Source organism: Acinetobacter sp. LoGeW2-3 (genome assembly GCF_002688565.1).
In the GTDB taxonomy this organism is placed as follows: Bacteria; Pseudomonadota; Gammaproteobacteria; order Pseudomonadales; family Moraxellaceae; genus Acinetobacter.
Map to the genome: position 1 here is coordinate 920,601 of NZ_CP024011.1, position 20,435 is coordinate 941,035.

14 protein-coding genes are annotated in these 20,435 nt (G+C 44.4%); 7 read left to right on the forward strand and 7 right to left on the reverse strand.

Going from position 1 to position 20,435, the window contains the following annotated elements:
* Nucleotides 1–504 precede the first annotated feature (504 nt).
* Nucleotides 505–1,401: a porin Omp33-36 gene (omp33-36, locus tag BS636_RS04460; RefSeq protein WP_099337692.1), complete on the forward strand. Its 897-nt coding sequence runs from the start codon at nt 505–507 to the stop codon at nt 1,399–1,401.
* Between the two features lie 37 nt (nt 1,402–1,438).
* On the opposite strand, the gene BS636_RS04465 is transcribed toward omp33-36, so the two are convergent.
* The 4 genes from BS636_RS04465 to BS636_RS04480 all read right to left on the reverse strand — a co-directional run bounded on the left by BS636_RS04465 (nt 1,439) and on the right by BS636_RS04480 (nt 6,815).
* Entirely contained in the window at nt 1,439–2,146 is a 708-nt protein-coding gene (locus BS636_RS04465; protein ID WP_099337693.1) for an ion channel, read from the reverse strand.
* Between the two features lie 337 nt (nt 2,147–2,483).
* Nucleotides 2,484–4,445 (reverse strand): BCCT family transporter, encoded by a 1,962-nt coding sequence (locus tag BS636_RS04470; protein ID WP_099337694.1) that lies wholly within the window; start codon nt 4,443–4,445, stop codon nt 2,484–2,486.
* 329 nt (nt 4,446–4,774) lie between these two features.
* Nucleotides 4,775–6,481, reverse strand: coding sequence for a cation acetate symporter (locus BS636_RS04475; RefSeq protein ID WP_099337695.1), 1,707 nt, complete (start codon nt 6,479–6,481; stop codon nt 4,775–4,777).
* Nucleotide 6,482: 1 nt separating this feature from the next.
* Nucleotides 6,483–6,815 (reverse strand): DUF485 domain-containing protein, encoded by a 333-nt coding sequence (locus BS636_RS04480; protein WP_099337696.1) that lies wholly within the window; start codon nt 6,813–6,815, stop codon nt 6,483–6,485.
* Between the two features lie 184 nt (nt 6,816–6,999).
* On the opposite strand from BS636_RS04480, the gene BS636_RS04485 reads away from it, so the two are divergent.
* Nucleotides 7,000–10,491 (forward strand): PAS domain-containing hybrid sensor histidine kinase/response regulator, encoded by a 3,492-nt coding sequence (locus BS636_RS04485; RefSeq protein WP_099337697.1) that lies wholly within the window; start codon nt 7,000–7,002, stop codon nt 10,489–10,491.
* 414 nt (nt 10,492–10,905) lie between these two features.
* Entirely contained in the window at nt 10,906–11,667 is a 762-nt protein-coding gene (locus BS636_RS04490) for a hypothetical protein (RefSeq protein WP_099337698.1), read from the forward strand.
* Between the two features lie 63 nt (nt 11,668–11,730).
* Here BS636_RS04490 and BS636_RS04495 read toward each other — a convergent pair whose 3' ends face one another.
* Nucleotides 11,731–12,381, reverse strand: coding sequence for a response regulator (locus BS636_RS04495; RefSeq protein WP_004813697.1), 651 nt, complete (start codon nt 12,379–12,381; stop codon nt 11,731–11,733).
* Nucleotides 12,382–12,756: 375 nt separating this feature from the next.
* Here BS636_RS04495 and msuE point away from each other — a divergent pair, with 375 nt between their 5' ends.
* The 4 genes from msuE to BS636_RS04515 all read left to right on the forward strand — a co-directional run bounded on the left by msuE (nt 12,757) and on the right by BS636_RS04515 (nt 16,944).
* A complete protein-coding gene (gene msuE / locus BS636_RS04500; RefSeq protein WP_099337699.1) occupies nt 12,757–13,491 on the forward strand; it encodes an FMN reductase in 735 nt (244 codons plus the stop codon).
* Nucleotides 13,492–13,520: 29 nt separating this feature from the next.
* Entirely contained in the window at nt 13,521–14,633 is a 1,113-nt protein-coding gene (sfnG, locus tag BS636_RS04505) for a dimethylsulfone monooxygenase SfnG (RefSeq protein ID WP_099337700.1), read from the forward strand.
* A gap of 159 nt (nt 14,634–14,792) precedes the next feature.
* Nucleotides 14,793–15,413 (forward strand): riboflavin synthase subunit alpha, encoded by a 621-nt coding sequence (locus BS636_RS04510; protein WP_099337701.1) that lies wholly within the window; start codon nt 14,793–14,795, stop codon nt 15,411–15,413.
* A gap of 115 nt (nt 15,414–15,528) precedes the next feature.
* Complete coding sequence (locus BS636_RS04515; protein ID WP_099337702.1) at nt 15,529–16,944, forward strand: cryptochrome/photolyase family protein; 1,416 nt, start codon at nt 15,529–15,531, stop codon at nt 16,942–16,944.
* 54 nt (nt 16,945–16,998) lie between these two features.
* On the opposite strand, the gene BS636_RS04520 is transcribed toward BS636_RS04515, so the two are convergent.
* Entirely contained in the window at nt 16,999–18,180 is a 1,182-nt protein-coding gene (locus BS636_RS04520) for an acyl-CoA dehydrogenase family protein (protein WP_099337703.1), read from the reverse strand.
* 146 nt (nt 18,181–18,326) lie between these two features.
* On the reverse strand, nt 18,327–20,270 hold the full coding sequence (acs, locus tag BS636_RS04525; protein WP_099337704.1) for an acetate--CoA ligase: 1,944 nt from the start codon (nt 20,268–20,270) through the stop codon (nt 18,327–18,329).
* Nucleotides 20,271–20,435 lie beyond the last annotated feature (165 nt).

A 20,435-nucleotide genomic window follows, 5' to 3' on the forward strand; every position in this document is an offset into this window, starting at 1 on the left:
AAATAAAAATCATATCTCGTCTGACTTGATCATATCATTATGGTAATTTTCATATAAAATGTAAAGCAGATTAAAATAGTCGGGTTTCTATTTGTTTAATTAATCATCATTACGGTGATTTATATTCAAAAAACACAAATTTATTAGTAGCTAACCTATTAAAATTTATCTATTACTTAGCTTCAGTCACCAAACTATGACAAATAGATAGATCAAAAATTGTTTTTTTCTATGTTTAAGAAATAATCAATTAGATTAAACAATAAATTATCCACAAATAAAGTGATTTTTCACATATTTTATAGCTCTTTTATATTTGCTTAGTTAATTGTTCTAACAGCATTTTTTCAGGTTGAAATGGCAAATATCTTCTTGTTCACAATTTCATCAAATCAAACACTTATAAGCTTTGTATTTAATAATTACATTAGGGTTCATTGACTTAATAAATTGTTACAATACAATTACTGCTGTTTTACCCCCTTTTGAAAAATGGTAATTATCATGAAAAAACTAGGTTTAGCCACTGCTTTATTATTAGCGATGACCGGTGCTCAAGCATATCAATTCGAAGTTCAAGGTCAATCAGAGTTCATTGATAACACTGCTAATGACAAAAACTTTACTGGTGCAGTTCAAGGTACTTACTACTTCAAAGATGTAGACACTACTAAAGGTCCATTAGCTGAAGCAGCATTTTTAAACCAAGCGTCTAATGTATCTGCTTCTTATACATATGGCGAATACGACGTAGATGCTGATAACAACCAAAACTTCACTTCTCACACTTATGGTGTAAAAGGCGAAGCTTATGTTCCAACTAAAGTAGTTCCTGCATATGCAAGCGCTTCTTATAGCCATACTAAATTTGATGGTAAAGGCGGCCAAAAAGATGGCAATGGCGACCGTTATGCATTAGAACTTGGTGCTTTCGCTACACCTAACTTCCTGGTTGCTGTAGGTTATACAAGCGTTGCTGACCAGACTTCTTACGATGCTTTCAACATGTTTAACAACGGTGTTGCTAAAGCTGCTATTGAATCAGACACAATCGCTGAAGATCAAGATGCAATCACTGCTCGTACTAAATACGTAGGTGGAATCGATGGTACTAACATGGCGATCGGTTTTGAATCTGGTTTAGTTTATGGTGAAGACACTGCTTATAACCTAGGTACTACACTATATGTAACTCCTAAACTAGGTGTTGGCGTTTCTTACATGGAATCTAGCTTTGCTGGTTCTCCAGACAAAGCATATGGTGCTAACGTAAACTACTTCGTTACTCCAGCAGTTTCTGTAGGCGCTAGCTATGTAAATGCTAACTTTGAACGTTCTGAAGCAACTGAAATTGCTCGTGACACTCAAACTGTTGGCTTAAATGCTAAATTCCGTTTCTAATTTCTGATTAGATTCCGAATACAGAAAAAAGGACGCTTTAAGCGTCCTTTTTTTCTTGTTCCGACTTTTTATGCGGTAAATGAGAAATATATTGTAATCCCACCAGCCGTGACACAATCAAAGCCAGATACATCACACCAAAAAACATCTGAATCATAGCCAACATTCTGGCAAGGGGACTCACGGGCATGGTATCTGCTAATCCTGTGGCGGATTGCACACTAAAACTCAAGAACAATAAGTCCAACCAAGGCTGATAAGCTTGAAGGTCGGGATCCGCAAAACTATAAGGAATCAGTAGCTGACAAATACTATAAAGAAAGGCAAATCCCCAGGCCATCAAAGTAAAGGCCGCCCCTGCTGCAAATAGTTCATCTTTAGTCAGGTAACGGTCATGAAACATATAACGTAATAAACCATAAGATGCACTGAAATAAGCACAAGCTTCAAAGGCATGCGCGATAATCAACACCCAGACCTGTTTCACGCCTAATAAAACCAATGATGAAAAAAATAGTGCACCAATAACGAAACTTAATCCCAGTATCGTGAAGACAGGGGTTTGACGAATGACCCGGGCAATCACCAGTAAAACCAATACGCCTATTACCCAAGTTGCGGCCCGATAAGGAGCATACTCATAACTTAGTACAGATAGGATCAGAATAATGAATTGCAGACAGAGTAGCCATGCAGAAGGCAGTCGCTTAAAAGTCGTCCAGCACATTAACAAAGTTTTTTTCATCTAATCCTTCTTTTTCATGACACTACAAATCTGCAGTTTTATTTTTTTCTGTTCAAACTTAACATTTAATCAGTAGCTTGCAGAGCAGCGCTTTGTATCAAAATGATGTATTCATTAAAAATATAAATAATTAAATATACTGCATAATCTATTCAGTGAATACGTTACCTCTTTTAATCCTTAAAGCAGCTCAAACCACTATTGCGATTAAAGATGAATAAAAATTGCATTTTGTTTTAATCAGCTTAGGCATTTGATTTTTGTGTATTAAAGAAGATCTCAATAAAAAAGGACGCATATTGCATCCTTTTTTATTCGGTTAGCCAAGTGAAAGAGCTTAACGCACCCTACTTAAGAAGTGTAAATGCCGTTCATATTGATCCAGAATATCCTGCAACAAGTCTTCACGCGTCCATTCCATCACATCATAGTTTTGCCCACCTTCATTGAGGAAGACTTCAGCCTGGAAGTGTTGTCCTGCATCTTCATCCTGAGACGGCATAAAACTTGGTGGTAAGATCTGGCGCGCGACCACCGCATAGACAAAATTTGCCTCATCCTGATGGTCTACTCGCAAGCATAGCCCCTGCTCTATTTCATCAATGATCACGGCATGATGACGGCGTTGGAATTCTTTTTGAATACTTAAAAATGCCTGTCTCACTTCTGACTGGATATACTGCGTTACTTCCTGTTCATCATGCGCATAATGCATGATCAGTCCCAGACGCTGTTGCCAACTACGCGGATTATGAATGGCTCGTGGGGTAATTCGGGCTTCTTGTAAGGCCTGCATTTTGGTGACTTCTAGCCGTAATGCCTTAATCAACCCCCAACTAATCACCAGCATGATCAAGGTAAAAGGCAAGGCACTCAGCATCGTAGCAGATTGCAATGCAGCCAAGCCACCCGCATATAATAAGACGATCGCTAGCAAAGCCATGATCACTGTCCAGAACAAACGTTGCCAGGTCGGAGACTGATCAGATTTAGCCGTCAGATAATCCGTGACCAGCGCACCAGAGTCAGCTGAAGTCACGAAAAATAGCACCACCAGGAGTGTTGCAACTATACTCATCACTGCTGAGAAAGGCATTCCATGCAGAAATTCAAACAGTGCTACAGATGAGTCACGCTGTACCGCCTGCATCAGGTTGATATTGGCTTCTTGCAAAATGCTATATAGCGCTGCATTCCCCATAAAGCCCATCCAGATCAGAGTAAAGCCGGTTGGAATCAGTAAAACACCTACAATAAATTCACGAATAGTCCGACCTCGAGATACCCGAGCAATAAACATTCCCACAAATGGTGACCAGGAAATCCACCAGGCCCAATACATGATGGTCCATCCACCAATCCAGCCACTGGGCTGATAGGCATAGAGATTAAAGGTCATACTGAACAGGCTAGACACATACTGTCCGACATTCTGAATAGTTGTTTGAAGCAGATAAATCGTTGGTCCTGCCAGGAAAACAAACAGCAATAGCCCCAAAGCCAACACCAGATTCAGCTCGGATAAACGCTTGATGCCTTTATCCAGGCCAAAAAATACTGAAAGTGAGGCCATGGCACTGACGATAATAATCAGAATGACCTGTACCCCAGTACTCTGCTCGATACCAAACAGATAATTCAGACCAGAATTAATCTGTGTGACCCCAAAACCCAAAGTGGTGGCAACACCAAATACGGTTCCGATGGTCGCGAAGATATCCACGCCATCCCCAATCGGACCATAAATTCGTTTTCCAATTAAAGGATAAAGAGCCGAGCGTATTTTTAAAGGCAGCTGATGCCGATAAGCAAAATAAGCCAGTGATAATCCCACAAGGGTATAGATCGCCCAAGCATGAAGTCCCCAGTGGAAGAAAGTGACACGCATGGCCTGCTGTGCCGACTGAATCGTTTCCGGTTCACCCGATGGCGGAGTGACATAGTGCATCACTGGTTCCGCAACACCGAAGAACATCAACCCAATCCCCATGCCTGCAGTAAATAGCATGGCAAACCAAGAGGCATTTTTATAATCCGGGGTGCTATGGTCTGGACCCAGCTTGATCCTGCCCATATCAGACAATGCAATGAAAATCAGGAGAATCAGAAAAATTGCGACTGATAAAACATAGAACCAGCTAAAAGAGGTCGTTACCCACTGGTTCAGTTGCTGAGTCATCAGTTCAAATGAATTTGGTGCCAAGACCACCATTAGAAGAAATAGTCCAATAATGATGACAGTTGTTAAAAACACACGAGGATTCACATTGGAATACCAGGATGTGGTTCTGGAAGACATATCCACTCCATTTTTGCTTTTTATTTATCCGACCAGATTGGTCACACAGGCATTACTCAAAAAGAAGACATGAGTAAAAAGAACGCATTTCGATCACATATCGAAACCTAAGTACTAGGATAAGTTATTGTTCTTATTCACTTGGTTGTACTCCTGTTCCCTTCTCGTAACTTAAAAGAGGAAAGTCTTGATCTATTCTGTTTATCAAAGGCCATAAAATCTTGCTCTAGAAATACAGGAATCGTGCAATGAAATATTGCATTAGCCTCAAAACATACAAGCAATAAAGAAGTCCCTTACGGGACTTCTTTATGGAGCATCAAATCATCTTAGTGATCAGATGCACCTGAGATACCGATACCTGTTTGTGAACGTACAAACTGTGCATCGAATGCTTTGCGTTCTGCTTGAGCCTGTGCCGAATTATCAGTCACAGAGAATAACCAGCAGCAGAAGAACGACAACGGCATTGCGAAGATCGCTGGACCATTGAATGGGTTCACTGCAGTTTCTGCAATACCCAGTGTATCTACCCAAACTGCTTTAGACAGTACAATCAGAACTACCGCAGTCACCAAACCTACGATACCACCAATCACCGCACCACGAGTGGTTAAGCCTTTCCAGAACATAGACAAAACCAGTACCGGGAAGTTGGCACATGCCGCAACCGAGAATGCTAGACCCACCATGAATGCTACGTTTTGTTTCTCGAACAGGATACCCAAGATCATCGCGAAGATTGCAAGACCAAGCGTTGCGATCTTAGACATGCGTAATTCAGATTCAGGCGTTGTTTGACCTTTCTTCAATACGTTTGCATACAAGTCATGAGAAATCGCTGATGCACCTGATAGAGTCAGACCGGCTACAACCGCAAGAATTGTTGCGAATGCCACTGCAGAAATGAAGCCCATGAACAAGTCGCCACCTACTGCATCTGCAAGGTGAACCGCTGCCATGTTGTTACCACCTACAAGCTCCAGCTTGCCAGTGATTGCCATTTTTGCAACATCAAGGAATTGTGGGTTATTCGATACGTATAGAATCGCACCGAAACCAATGATGAAGGTTAACAGGTAGAAATAACCAATAAAGCCTGTCGCAACCACAACTGATTTACGTGCTTCTTTCGCATCTTTTACTGTGAAGAAACGCATCAGGATATGTGGCAGACCTGCAGTACCAAACATCAATGCAAGACCCAAAGAAATTGCATCAACTGGGTTAGAGGCCAAACTACCCGGGCCCATGATTTTAGTTGCATCAGCAAGGTTTAGATCGTGTACTTTTGAATAGACACCAATCGCCTGTTCAAACATGTTAGTAAAGCTGAAGCCCACGCCTTTCATTACCATGAAGGCCATGAAAGTTGCACCAGATAACAGCATGACTGCTTTAATAATCTGTACCCAAGTCGTTGCCAGCATGCCCCCGAAGATTACATAAGCCATCATCAATAAGCCAACAATCACAACTGCGATGTTGTAATTCAGACCAAAGAGCAACTTGATCAGCTGACCTGCACCTACCATTTGTGCAATCAGATAGAATGCTACAACTACGAGTGAGCTAAGTGCAGCCAAGGTACGTACCGGTTTTTCCTGCAAGCGGAAAGATACCACGTCTGATAAGTTGAATTTACCCAAGTTACGCAGACGTTCTGCGACCAGGAACAATACGATTGGCCAACCCACCATGAAGCCTAGAGAATATAGTAAGCCGTCGAAACCAGACAGGAATACCATTGCGGAAATACCCAGGAAGGATGCAGCCGACATATAGTCACCGGCAATCGCCAAACCATTCTGGAAACCAGAGATCCCGCCACCGGCAGTATAGAAATCATTGGTACTGGTGGTTTGTTTTGCTGCCCATTTGGTAATGAAAAGTGTTGCACCTACGAAAATCACAAACATGATAATCGCGTGCCAGTTAGTAGCTTGCTGTTCTGCTGCACCCAGATCAGGTCCAGCCAGTGCCATACCTGAAGCAATTGTCGTTGCAGCAAGGGCGATAAGAGAATTCCATTTCATCTTAGTGAGGTCCTTTTTCATGAGCAATTGCTTCTACTTCACGCATTGCTTCTTCAGTCAATTGATCAAGTTTGTTATTGGCGATGTAGGAATACACGCCACACAAGATAAACGACAGCACAATAATGCCTAGACCTAATGGAATCCCCCAAGTCGTCACACCGCCTGAAATTGAAGACAATAAAAACTCTTTGTTATAGCCGACCAAAAGCATGAAGCCGACATAAACGAATAACATAATTGCTGTGAGCGTCCAGCTAAGACGACTTTTCTTGGCAACCATTTCTTTGAATTTGGGATTTTGTAGAATCTGTTCTACTTGTCTCTCATCCATAACCATACTCCTTGCTATGCCCAACCTTGGGCATCCATTTTTTAATTCGAATTATCACTGCTACAACTTAACAAGCTTCATGGCTGGTTGTAATTTAGACTTTGGTCGTTAAAAATTGAGCAATTTGAACGCCTGCGTTCACGATGCTGTATCATAGCCGCATGCTCAGTAGACATCAGGCAATATGAACAGTTGGCTCATCATAGGGGTACTCGCCCTCTATATCGCATTACTCTTTGTTTGTGCATTTTTCGGGGAGAAACACGCCAGTCGTCTTAGCACCCGTGGACGCATGTTATTGTTTAGCCTAACTTTAGGTGTTTACTGTTCTTCCTGGACATTTTACGGCGCAACCGGTGCCGCAGTTCGTGAAGGCATCATTTTCCTACCGATTTATCTGGGCCCTTTGCTTTTTGTCGCGATTGGTTATGACATCTGGCGCCGACTGGGTCGAGTGCGTCAGCATCACGCCATTTCATCAATCGCCGACTTTGTCGCAGCGCGTTATGGCAAAAGTGGGCCACTGGCATCGCTAGTAACCATACTGGCTGTAATCGCAATTATTCCCTATCTAGCTTTGCAGCTACGTGCGATTGCGCTCAGTGCCTCCGTGATTCTGGAACCATCCGCAGGCATCACTAGCACCACCAATAGTGTGCTGTTCCTGACTGGGATTCTGGCTATTCTGGCGATGATTTTTGGTACCCGGCAGATTGCCAATACCGAGCAGCATGGCGGTTTAATGCTGGCAGTCGCCTTTGAATCTTTCGTAAAATTGTTTGCGCTACTAGCAGTCGCTGGCTTCTTCATGTTTGCTGCGCCAGAAAATTTATCGCAGATTAGCGGTGATATCAAAACCACCTTCCATGAAGTGCAACTGTTTGGTGTGCCAGAAAGCTTCTGGGTACAAACTCTACTCGCCGCATTAGCGATTATCTGTTTACCACGTCAGTTCCATGTCGCTGTAGTCGAACTACGTGATGAAAAACATATTCGTGGCGCCCGACGCTGGTTTGCCATCTATCTGATCCTGACCACGATCGCGATTGTTCCAATTGCCAGCTGGGCGCTGCATGCGGCACCGCATTATCTGGCGATTCCAGACGTCGCTGTGCTGTCTTTGCCACTCAGTTACAACCAGGACTGGCTAACTTTATTGGCCTTCCTCGGTGGTTTTTCGGCATCCACCGGAATGTTATTGGTATCTTCAGTTGCCTTGTCGATCATGCTCAGTAATGACTTGATCATGCCGGCACTGTGGCGCTTTAACCTGATTTCCCGTCATGATAAACGTTTACCACTGGTACTGAAATTTACTCGCCGCATCTGTATTTTAGCCGTGATGCTGCTGGGCTTTCTGTTCTTCAATTTCTTTAATGATATTGATCAGCTTTCAGTCTTCGGTCTGCTGGCCTTTAGTGCGGTGGCGCAATTTGCCCCTGCCCTGATCGGCGGTCTGTACTGGCGTGGTGGTAGTAAACAAGGCGTCTATGCCGGCCTGCTGACTGGTTTTGCCTTGTGGGCCTATACTTTACTGTTCCCAACCATTCTGCGTAGCTTGCCGGAACCGTATCAGCAGTTCAGCCAGGACTTTTTAAATTATGGTCCACTAGCACTCAACTGGCTGCGCCCTGAAGCACTGCTTGGTTTTGAATCTTTTGATTCTCTGACTCATGGTGTGGCCTGGTCACTTGGCCTTAATTTAATTCTTTATATCTGGGTTTCTCGTATTTTCCGCCCAAGTGTAGCAGAACAAATTCAGGCAGAAAGTTTCTTCTATTACGAAACCAAACCTTTGCCTTCGCAGAGCCCAACCACTGAGGTAAGCTATTCACATCAGGATGTAGCACGCTTAAAAGTCGGGGATCTGATTACTTTAGCCAAACGCATTACCGGTGAAGAACCCACCACGCGGGCTTTCCAACAGTTCTGTAATCAAAATAATGTCGAGCTGAATGAAAACAGCAGTGCCAATGGCATGTGGTGGCGCTTTACCGAGCAGTATCTGGCTGGCACCATTGGGGCTGCTTCGGCACGTACCTTATTAACCACTGCGATGGTGAATAACGGTCTAGCTCTCGGTCAGGTGGCAAATATTCTTGACCAAGCCTCCCAATGGCAACGCTTTAACCAGAATCTGATCATGACCATGATCGACCACATGACCCAAGGTGTCAGTGTCGTCGATGAGAACATGTGTCTGGTGGCTTGGAACAACCAGTACCTGAAGCTATTTGATTATCCAAAGGACATTGTCTACGTCGGATGTCCAATTGCAGACCTGATTCGTTACAACGCTGAGCGTGGTGAATGTGGGCCGGGTTCCGTCGAAGAACATGTGCGTAAGCGTATCCACTGGATGCAGGTCGGTAGCGCACATGAGTTCGAGCGGATCCGTAAGGATGGCCGTGTGATTCAGATGCGCGGCAATCCGATTGAAGGCGGTGGTTTCGTAACGACCTTCGCGGACATTACTGCCTTCCGTGAAAATGAAGCAGTACTGGAAGCACGCGTGCGGGATCGTACCCAACAGCTTGCGGATGCCTTGTCCGAACAGCAACTGGCACGTGAACAGGCGGATAAAGCTAATATGTCCAAGAGCCGCTTTATTGCAGCGGCCAGCCATGACCTGTTACAGCCGATGCATGCTGCACGTCTGTTTAGTACTGCACTAGAGCAAAGTGTGCAAAGTGAAGAAGATCGCAAGACCTTACAACAACTAGATCGTGCCCTGCATGGTGCAGAAAGTATGCTCTCTGCCCTGCTGGATATTGCACGTCTGGAAGGTGGTACGATTCAGCCGAAGCGCCAGGCTTATCCATTGCATGACCTGCTCAGCGATCTGGAATTACAATTCAAGTCGATTGCAGCGCAACGTGGTATCAAGTTCAGCGTGCATGATGCCCAGTTCTGGATTGACACCGATCCACAATGGATTCGCCGTATTATCCAAAACTTTGTCAGCAATGCGCTACGTTATACCGCTAGCGGTAAAGTAATTGTCGGCGTACTGCGTTCAAGTAGTAAACCGAATCATATCCGTATTGGTGTCTGGGATACTGGACCGGGGATTGCTGAAGAACAACGCATCAAACTGTTCCAGGAATTTGAGCGTTGTGGCCACACGTCCCCTTGGGGTGAACAAGGTCTGGGTTTAGGTCTGGCGATTGTGCAGCGTATGACCAGCATGCTGGACTACCCAGTCCATGTCTATTCTGAATATGGCAAAGGCTCCTGCTTTATGATTGAAGTACCGCTGACTGAAGCACCAAAAGTCGTGGCGGCTCCAGTACAGGCTGTACCGCTGAAATCTAAAGCCTTTAAAGTGCTGTGTTTAGACAATGACGAAACCATTCTGGAAGGTATGTCGACTTTGCTGACCAAATGGGGTTATCAAGTGTTTAAAGCCACAGAACCTGAACAGGCACAGGAGCTAATAGAACAGGAAAATATTCAAGTTTGGCTAGTCGATCAGCATTTAAATAATGACAAACGCGGTTTGGACTTTATTGTGAATAACCGTAAGCCGAATGTACCCGTTGCTTTGATCACGGCAGATTCTGATCCAGAACTGCCACAGCAGCTCAAGGAACTGAATATTGTTCTGCTGAAAAAACCGCTAAAACCTGCTTCATTACGTTCATGGCTTTCTGGCTTAAAAATCTCGGATAGTTAAGACGTTATAGGTTTGATAAGTGCCTGTTTTACTAAATAAAGCAGGCACTTTTTATTTTAAATGTCACAAAAAATTTCAACATTTGCATGATATTTAAGCGGATGTGCTAAAAGCATCAAAATCAGGCTAGAAATACTGATATCCATTGACCAAAAATATCATTTTTAAAATCACTATGGCAAAACTTCACCATTCCTGACGTGAAGCTGTGTGTACTTGGTTACAATATTGTAAGTTATTATTTTTTATAAACTAATATTGGTCTAATTTGGTTATTCGAACTTTAGTCGTATTTTTTCTTCCCCTATTCCGCTCTAAAAATATGACTTAGAAACGATCAGTATCTATTCATGCCAATAATTCTTCATCCGCATGTCAGCTGATCATTTATTACTGCATAAAGGATGACTAATCATGAGCTTAGACACTACTACTGAGATTAATCAGAACCGACAGTTTCATCGTCAATACGGTGCCAATGCCATGCTGCCGGCAATCGACTGGAGCAATCTATTTAAATACAGCAAACTTGATCCAGCACAGGTTGAAGCACTGGAAACTCTGTATCAGTCTGCCGTTCCCCTCGCTCTGCAAGTATTTGAAGAATTGCACTTTGATGTATTTGAACCTTTTGCCTATAAGCCTCAAGGTTTGGGACTATTTGAGCGTCTGGCGGAACAGGAATCAAAACTGATTCAATCGCTGGAAACCGAAACTGCAGAATTAAGTGAAGACACCCGTCATCAGATCTGGAGCATGTTATTGCGTGGTGGTGCGGTACTGGTATTTAAAGCATGGCTGGCAAAAGTCAAAACTGGTGATGACCAACTGGATACCTCACAGTTTGATGAACTTTCTGAACTACTGTTTATTAAAACTCCACCGCTTGAACTGGCAGAGCGCTTACGTGTTGATCCAAATTCAGAACAGGATCATATCTTCCTGATGTATGGCAATGACGTTTATCTGGATCGCTTCAACAGTCTGGAAACTGCAGCATTGTTTGTAGACCTTGGTGTTTATGATGCCGCTTTCCTGAGTCTGCGTGATGATCGTGTTGCTGAATACCTGATGTCGCAAGGCTATGTCACTCAGGAGCAGATTGATGAACTGCAATGTGCTCTGAACCCACTGTTCTGTGCAGATCTCACTCCTAAACAAGATTGTATCGCTTAAAAGCAGATATTCAGGCAATAAAAAAGACCTCTATTGAGGTCTTTTTTTGTCGCTTTAAAAAGCTTAGATTTTCTTTTCTTCAATATTCAATGCATTGATCGCCAATACAGCTTGAGTACGGTTCTGTACACCGAGCTTACGGAAGATTGCAGTTACGTGCGCTTTAATAGTTGCTTCAGAGACATCCAGCTCATACGCGATCTGTTTGTTGAGCAAGCCTTCTGCCACCATCATCAACACGCGGAACTGTTGCGGTGTCAAAGACTGAATACGTTCAGCCAATGCAGTTTCATCAGCAGCACGTGGATCAAAATTCATGTTGGCTGGCAGATTTGGTGGTAACCAGATTTCGCCTTCCAGTACTTCACGAATCGCTTCACCAATATGGCTTGGATGCGCTGATTTTGGAATGTAGCCCATTGCACCATGTGCAATCGCACGTTGAATGATGCTGACTTCTTCATGAGCCGACACCACAATAATTGGCAATGAAGGATACTGTGCGCGGACATGCACCAATGCAGAAAAGCCGGAAGCACCCGGTAAATTCAGATCCAGCAGCACAAGATCAGGTTCAGGACCATTTTCCAGGCGTTCATAAAATTCATTCACTGCTGCAGTTTCATGAATTTGTGCTTGCGGTAAGCTATAACGAACGGCTTGAATTAAAGCATGACGAAACAGTGGATGATCATCAACGATTAAAATATTCATAGGACGTGAGAGAGATCTTGTGCACGGTAGCTTCTATTCTACCTGTACTCGGTAGCTCAGCGATATGCAAGACTGTACATTTTTTAAAAATAATCTTCAGTTTCGCTACATAAATTATAAAATATCTGTATTTCACTAATTATTTAATTCTCATCATTTTTTTGTATATACATTGTTGACTGACTGCAAAGCTTATTCTCATTCAATATAAGTCAAAATATCAATGTATTAGTCACTAGCAGCGTTACTAATACTCACCATTTTAATTATATCTCAAATTTAGATAACTTTTCAGCTTTTCCTTATTTTACACGCATAAGCTCATTTTGGATTAATAGGCTCATTCCGAGACCAACCAATTTTTTAGGTTCCAAAATGTCAAATCAAGATCTACAAAAACCACTGAATATCGTTGCCGTTTCTGGTGGTTTAAATAATCCGTCTAAAACTGAAGCACTGGTACAAGCGATTGTTGATGAGCTAGGTGAAGCAACACCAATCAATGTACATTTCATTAAATTCAGCGAAATTGGTCAGTTACTGGGTGGCGCGATCTACCGCAACCAGTTACCACAACGTGTTCAGGATGATTTGGCAGCGGTTGAAGCAGCTGATGCGCTGATTGTCGGTACACCAGTTTACCGCGCATCATTCACTGGCTTGTTCAAACACTTCTTTGACTTTGTAGAACAAACTGCACTGGTTGATGTTCCTGTTCTTTTAGCAGCATCAGGTGGTAGTGACCGTCATGCGCTGGTACTTGAACACCAATTACGTCCATTGTTCAGCTTCTTCCAGGCTCAAACGCTGCCAATCGGTGTTTATGCAACAGATCGTGACTTCACGCCTGAATATACCATTCACAGCGAATTACTGCGTGCACGTATTACACTCGCTGTCGCACGTGCATTACCAATCCTTGAATGGGCACCAGCAAAAGGTCAACGTGCAGAAGTGGTTAAAGAAAAATCACAACAAGCTAACCAGAATCTGGGCATCAACAAGCAAATCGAACAGGAAGAAGTTCTGCCTTCAGCAGCAGTGCCTAGCCTGGATGCAGCAGAGTCTCGTTTACACAGTAAGAAAGCACCAAAAACTCAAGTTGCTTAATTAATTAACTTCTTCAGAGGATGAGAAGAATGTCAAACAACAAAAATATTACTTTTGCATATTGGGTTCCAAATGTAAGCGGTGGTCTGGTCGTGAGTAACATCGAGCAACGCACTGACTGGAGCTATGACTATAACGTACGTCTGGCACAGACAGCAGAAAAGGCTGGCTTTGACTATGCCCTGACCCAGATTCGTTTTACTGCAGGCTACAATGCAGAAAATCAGCACGAATCTGTTAGCTTCAGTCACGGCATTTTGGCGAAAACTGAACGTCTAAAAGTCATTGCGGCGATTCTGCCAGGCCCTTGGAAACCAGCATTGGCAGCAAAACAGCTGGCAACCATTGATCATTTAACTAACGGCCGTATCGCGATCAATGTCGTCAGTGGCTGGTTCCGTGGTGAATTTGATGCAATTGGTGAAGAGTGGCCTGAACATGACCAGCGCTATGCACGTTCAGAAGAATTTATTCGTAGCCTGAAAGGTGTCTGGACCCAAGATAATTTCAGTTTTGATGGTAAGTACTACCAGTTTAAGGACTATACCTTGAGTCCAAAACCGGTACAGAAACCACATATTGAAATATTCCAGGGCGGCAGTTCACGTGCGGCACGCGACATGGCATCACGTGTATCGGACTGGTACTTTACCAATGGCAACACGCCTGAAGAGCTGAAAAAGCAGATCGATGACATTCGTGAAAAGGCTAAAGCCAATAATCATCAAGTGAAAATCGGTGTGAATGCTTTCGTGATCGCCCGTGATACTGAAGAAGAAGCGCAAGCGGTACTACGAGAAATCGTTGCTAAGGCCAATGTCCAAGCCGTGAAATCTTTTGGTGATGCAACCCGTGAAGCAGGTGCAGCAACAGCGGAAGGTGAAGGTAACTGGGCCAAGTCTACGTTTGAAGATCTGGTGCAATACAACGATGGCTTCCGTACCAACCTGATTGGTACACCGCAGCAAATCGCTGAACGTATCATTGAACTGAAAAAAGTTGGTGTGGATCTCATCCTGTCTGGATTCCTGCACTTTATTGAAGAAGTTGAATACTTTGGCCAAAAGGTATTACCTTTGGTTCGTGAACTTGAAGCACAACAGGCAACGGCTGTGCAACAAGAAGAAGCTGAGCTCGTATAACGATTCCGATAATTCTCAGCGGACTCCCTTCACTCCCCTAAGGCTCGGCTTAGGGGATTTTTTTATCTGGGCATAAAACTAGGCAGTGCAGCACAACTATAGCCGTACTCCATATTCCTCCCTACAATGTGATGCAATTGCAAGAATAGATGTTTAACTATGTATACCGGTATTGTCCAAGGCCTGGAAAAGGTCGTTGAAATTCGCAAAGGCGATGGCTTTATTACGATCATCGTGAGTGATCAGCAAGGCTTTTTTGAAGATGTGTTTATTGGTGCCAGTGTGGCGGTGAATGGTGTGTGCCTGACCGTAACCACAATCGACCGTGAGCAGCAACAGATTCATTTTGATATTTCTAATGTTACCCTCGATCTGACCACGCTGAACTCATTAAAAGTCGGTGATGAAGTGAATATCGAACGCTCTGCCAAAGTCGGCGCAGAAAATGGTGGACATAACCTGTATGGGCATATTGAAGGCACCGCTAAAGTCAGCCAGATTGAACGTCGCGGTGAAACCTTACATATTGACCTGCAAATTCCAGATGGCAATATCAAATACTTCTTCCTGAAAGGCTTTATCGGGCTAAATGGCTGTAGCCTAACTGTGAACCGAGTCGATCGTGCCAAAAGCGAGATTTCGATTGACCTGATTCCAGAAACTTTACGCCTAACCACCTGGAAAGCGGTTCAGGTCGGTGATGAGGTCAATTATGAAATTGACCAGATGACCCGTACCCTGGTGGATACGCTAGAAAATATTCATTTAGCCAAAGGCTAATTTTAGGAAGGTTGAGGTAAATAAAACTCAGCCTCTATCCCGTTAATATTTCTCTACTATTTCTGTCCTGCCAGATTGCCTAGAATGCATGGCATCTTATTTGTAGAAAATAGCCATGCATCTGATCTGGTTCCGGAATGACTTAAGACTTCATGACCATGCTGCCTTATGGCATGCAGCACAAAGCAGACAATGTCTGGCTTTAGTCATCCTGTCACCTGAGCAATGGCAACTGCATCAGGATGCACCGATCAAGATTGATTTCTACCTGCGCCGGCTCAAAGTCCTGAAACAGCAGCTAGAAGCACTGAATATTCCTCTACTGATTTTGAATATTCCACGCTGGAAAGATATCCCAGATCAGTTCTTGTCACTGTGTCAGCAATTCCAGATCAGTACCGTGCATTGCAATATTGAAACTGGTTTTAATGAACAACAACGCGATCAAGCCGTAGAACAACTGCTACAACAGCATCAGATTGCTTTTGAGTCTTATGAAGACCGAACTCTGTTTCCTTTAGGTTCAATCCGTAATCAGAACCAGCAGCCCTATCAGGTGTTTAGCGCGTTTAAAAAGAAGTGCTATGAGCGGCTGATTATCGATGTACCTTCCTGTTATCCAGAGATCGAAGCTCAGCCTAAATTAGAATTCGATCTTTCTAGCTTTGATTTTGACTTAGACAAGTTTGCTGAAACTTATCAGCAAGAAGCTATCAGCCGATATTGGCCAATTGAAGATCAGCATGCTTTTGAGATGCTGAATGAATTTATAGAAGACCGGCTGGTTGACTATAAAATTGATCGTGACCTCCCATCCATTGATGGAACCAGCCAACTGTCTCCGCATTTAAATATTGGCATTCTCTCTATCCGGGAGTGTGTGCAGTCTCTGTTTGCATCTTCACAAGGCTATTTTCAAATTGAAAATGAAGGTCAGCAAACCTGGCTGGATGAACTGCTTTGGCGTGAGTTCTATCAGCATACCTTGCATGACTTTCCTAAAGTCTCCAAGCATCAACCTTTTAAGGACAATACCAAAGCCATCGTGTGGCGAGACGCCCCTGAAGATTTAGCTGCCTGGCAGCAAGGTCAGACCGGGATTCCGATTGTCGATGCCGGTATGCACCAACTACTGGCTACTGGCTGGATGCATAACCGGGTGCGCATGATCACCGCCATGTTCCTCAGTAAAAACCTGTTGATTGACTGGCGTTTGGGCGAAGCCTGGTTTATGCAGCATCTGATTGATGGCGATCTGGCAGCCAATAATGGCGGCTGGCAATGGTGCACCTCCACCGGCATGGATGCGGTACCCTATTTCCGGATTTTTAATCCAGTGAATCAGTCTCAGCGTTTTGATCCCAACGGCGACTATCTCCGTAAATGGGTGCCAGAACTGGCACATCTGGATAGTAAAAGCATTCATGAACCTTATGCTAAAAATCCAGATTTACAGCTGGATTATCCAAAGCCTATTGTCGATTTAAAGCAGTCCCGTATACGAGCGATTGAGGCCTTTAAACAGCTTTAAGTAAAACCATCATTAAATAAAAAGCCTCCAACTGGAGGCTTTTTAAAAGATAAATCAAGAATAAAAACTTGGATCAGGCACTTTACCCGTCAGCACCCATTCGCCGACTTCCTGATATTTATAATCCACCGGATCATGTAGGGTCTGGGTACGGACATTGCGCCAGAAACGGTCCAGATTCAGCTTGGCAGTCGTTGCTCGTGCCCCCATCACCTGAAAGATGTTTTGCGTGATATAGAGTGAAGTATTGGTCGCAGCAATTTTTGCAGTGGCAATGGCAATCGACACTTCACCACGCTGTTCAGCAGTCAGTTCAGCGCCCACATCCCACGCTTTTTGCAGAGTCTGAATAGCTTTGTTTGCCAATAGACGAACGCCTTCAAGTTGCACATAGAACTCGGCAAAATGCTTCTGGGTAAATGGGTCATTCACCGCATTTTCTGCTAGAGACTTGGACCAGGCTTTTTGATTCTGTACGGTCTGCTTCGCCACTTCAAAAGCCCCTTCGGCTACACCGAGGAACATGTGCACAAAAATCAGCTGGGCAATCAATGGACGCAGGCTGGAATATGGGGTACTCAGTGGTCCCGGATTCAGTAACAGTTCATCTTCATGAATTTTCACCTGTTCAAAATGGCTGGTGCCACTATCGGTCTGACGCTGGCCCATATTGTTCCAGTCCCCGAGGAAACTCACACCATCACGCTGGGTTGGAATCACCCCGATCAGCAGTTTGCCTTCTTCGTTATAGCCGGAACACAGCAGAATGTCGGAATCCATTGAACCAGAACAGAAGCTCTTGTCACCATGGAAAATATATTCTTTCTCAGAAATTTTAGTCGCTGTAGTACGGCGATCTAGCGGATTCAGAGTATTGCCCCAAAACAGGTTTTCTTGTGCAGTCTGTTCAAACCAGGAGCCATATTGTTCTGGCTGTGAAAACAGTTCAACCGTTGCGATCAGCAGATGATGGAAACCATAAACATGCGCCAATGAACTATCGACGCGCGCAATAATCTGAATGGTCTGAAAGATCGTCTGCCAGTCTGCACCCTGCCCACCATATTCCTTTGGAATCGAGAGTCCCAGCAATCCGCTCTGACGGATCAGGTCACGTTGCTGCTTGGGATTGCCACCCTGTTTGTCACGTTCAGCCGCAGTCAAAGCGAACTGATCTGCCAGGGATTGGGCAATATCCAGTGGAGATTGATCCAGGTATTGTTGTCGCGCATTCATTGTTTTGTACTCATTTCTGCTCTCTACAGCATGCCAGAAGCTTAACAGATCACGCCCAGAGCCTATATCCGAAAGCATGCAGAGCTTATCAATGATATAAAAATACCGACTGAGGACAGTCGGTATCTTATTAATTTTATAATGATTTAGGCAGTTCTTTGCACTTCAGCAATCAGGTTATCCACCACCTGTGGTTCAGCTAAAGTTGAAGTATCGCCTAAGCTATCCAGTTCATTCGCTGCAATTTTCCTCAGGATACGGCGCATGATCTTGCCGGAACGGGTCTTCGGTAAGGCCGGTGCCCAGTGTAGTGCATCTGGCGTTGCCACTGGTCCAAGAATTTTACGTACCCAAGCCACCAGTTCAGCGCGTAGCTCTTCCGTACTTTCAGTGCCAGCTTGTAGGGTCACAAAGGCGCAAATCCCCTGACCCTTGATGTCATGCGGCATTCCCACAACTGCAGCTTCTGCAACTGATTCATGTGCTACCAGTGCACTCTCAATTTCTGCTGTACCCAGACGATGACCAGAGACATTGAGTACGTCATCGACACGGCCAGTGATCCAGTAATAGCCATCTTCATCACGGCGCGCACCGTCACCCGTGAAATAGGTACCCGGATAAGTCGAGAAATAAGCTTCAATAAAACGGTCTGGATCGCCCCAGATAGTACGCATCTGACCTGGCCAGGAATCCTTAATCACCAGATTGCCCTCAGCTGCCCCGTCCAGTTCCTTCCCTTCAGCATCGACAATGGCAGGTTGCACGCCAAAGAATGGACGGGTCGCTGAACCCGGTTTCAGATCAGTTGCCCCCGGCAAAGGGGTAATCATGAAACCACCAGTTTCAGTCTGCCACCAGGTATCTACGATTGGGCAACGGCTTTCACCGACCACGCTGTAATACCAGTTCCAGGCTTCCGGATTAATCGGCTCACCCACCGAACCGAGGAGACGCAGGCTACTGCGGTCACTTTCACGCACAAAGGCATCACCTTCACGCATCATGGCCCGGATCGCAGTTGGTGCCGTATAGAGAATAGTGACATTGTGCTTGTCCACGATATGTCCGGTACGTGCCCAGGTTGGATATTGCGGTACCCCTTCAAACATGACCGTGGTGGTCCCGTTAGACAATGGACCATAGAGCACATAAGAGTGACCAGTAATCCAGCCCACATCTGCGGTACACCAGAACACATCATCCTGTTTGATATCAAAGACTTCTCGGAAGCTAGAATTTACATAAGTCAGATAGCCACCAGTGGTATGCAGCACGCCTTTCGGTTTACCAGTAGAACCCGAGGTATACAAAATGAATAGTGGATCTTCCGCGTTCATTGGCTCTGGCGGGCAGATCTCATTCACGGTCATGATTTCCATGTGATACCACAGGTCGCGACCTTTTTGCATTTCAATCGGATTACCCGTGCGATGTACTACCATGACATGCTCTATCGATTCAGTTCCGGCAATTTTCAGAGCTTCATCGACATTGGCTTTCAGCGGAATCTGCTTGCCACCACGCATACCTGAGTCTGCAGTAATGACCATTTTCGCCTGACTGTCTTCAATACGGCTAGCCAGTGAGTCTGGTGAGAAACCGCCAAATACCACACAGTGCACCGCACCAATCCGGGCACAAGCCAGCATGGCAATCGCAGCTTCGGAAACCATTGGCATATACAGCACCACCCGATCGCCTTTTTTAATCCCGTTCTTTTTCAGGACATTGGCAAAACGGCAGGTTTCATCGTAAAGCTCATGAAAGGAAATGATCTTGTGCCGGGATGGATGATCCCCTTCCCAGATAATTGCCGGCTTATATGGGTGTTCTTTCAAATGACGATCCAGACAGTTGGCACTGACATTCAGCTGACCATCAGCAAACCATTCGATCTTGAAATCATCTTTATTAAAACTGGTATTTTTGACCTGAGTAAAAGGCGTGATCCAGTCCAAACGCTGCGCCTGCTCTACCCAAAATTCCTCAGGCTCTTCAATGGAGCGTTTATAGCGTTCAAAATATTCGGTCTCGTTGGTACGTGCGGTTTTCTTAAATTCTGCTGGTACAGGATAGATCTCTTTCATTGTTCGCTTCCTTGATCTTATTCCATCTCGTCACGAGAGGTTCATGCCACGTTATTGATTGTTTTTTATGCATAGTCGCAGTATGGACCGCTTATTTCAAGTTGGACAATCATGCTTTGGTCGTATTCTGATCAATCCATTTAAAACATAGGTTTACAGGTGATA

Excerpts from the sequence above, each read along its gene's own strand:
- BS636_RS04475 (WP_099337695.1), bottom strand. The coding sequence starts at position 6,481 with ATGAAATGGAATTCTCTTATCGCCCTTGCTGCAACGACAATTGCTTCA.
- sfnG (WP_099337700.1), top strand. The coding sequence starts at position 13,521 with ATGTCAAACAACAAAAATATTACTTTTGCATATTGGGTTCCAAATGTA.
- omp33-36 (WP_099337692.1), top strand. The coding sequence starts at position 505 with ATGAAAAAACTAGGTTTAGCCACTGCTTTATTATTAGCGATGACCGGT.
- BS636_RS04465 (WP_099337693.1), bottom strand. The coding sequence starts at position 2,146 with ATGAAAAAAACTTTGTTAATGTGCTGGACGACTTTTAAGCGACTGCCT.
- msuE (WP_099337699.1), top strand. The coding sequence starts at position 12,757 with ATGTCAAATCAAGATCTACAAAAACCACTGAATATCGTTGCCGTTTCT.
- BS636_RS04515 (WP_099337702.1), top strand. The coding sequence starts at position 15,529 with ATGCATCTGATCTGGTTCCGGAATGACTTAAGACTTCATGACCATGCT.
- BS636_RS04480 (WP_099337696.1), bottom strand. The coding sequence starts at position 6,815 with ATGGATGAGAGACAAGTAGAACAGATTCTACAAAATCCCAAATTCAAA.
- BS636_RS04490 (WP_099337698.1), top strand. The coding sequence starts at position 10,906 with ATGAGCTTAGACACTACTACTGAGATTAATCAGAACCGACAGTTTCAT.
- BS636_RS04510 (WP_099337701.1), top strand. The coding sequence starts at position 14,793 with ATGTATACCGGTATTGTCCAAGGCCTGGAAAAGGTCGTTGAAATTCGC.
- BS636_RS04520 (WP_099337703.1), bottom strand. The coding sequence starts at position 18,180 with ATGAATGCGCGACAACAATACCTGGATCAATCTCCACTGGATATTGCC.
- BS636_RS04485 (WP_099337697.1), top strand. The coding sequence starts at position 7,000 with ATGAACAGTTGGCTCATCATAGGGGTACTCGCCCTCTATATCGCATTA.
- BS636_RS04495 (WP_004813697.1), bottom strand. The coding sequence starts at position 12,381 with ATGAATATTTTAATCGTTGATGATCATCCACTGTTTCGTCATGCTTTA.
- BS636_RS04470 (WP_099337694.1), bottom strand. The coding sequence starts at position 4,445 with ATGTCTTCCAGAACCACATCCTGGTATTCCAATGTGAATCCTCGTGTG.
- acs (WP_099337704.1), bottom strand. The coding sequence starts at position 20,270 with ATGAAAGAGATCTATCCTGTACCAGCAGAATTTAAGAAAACCGCACGT.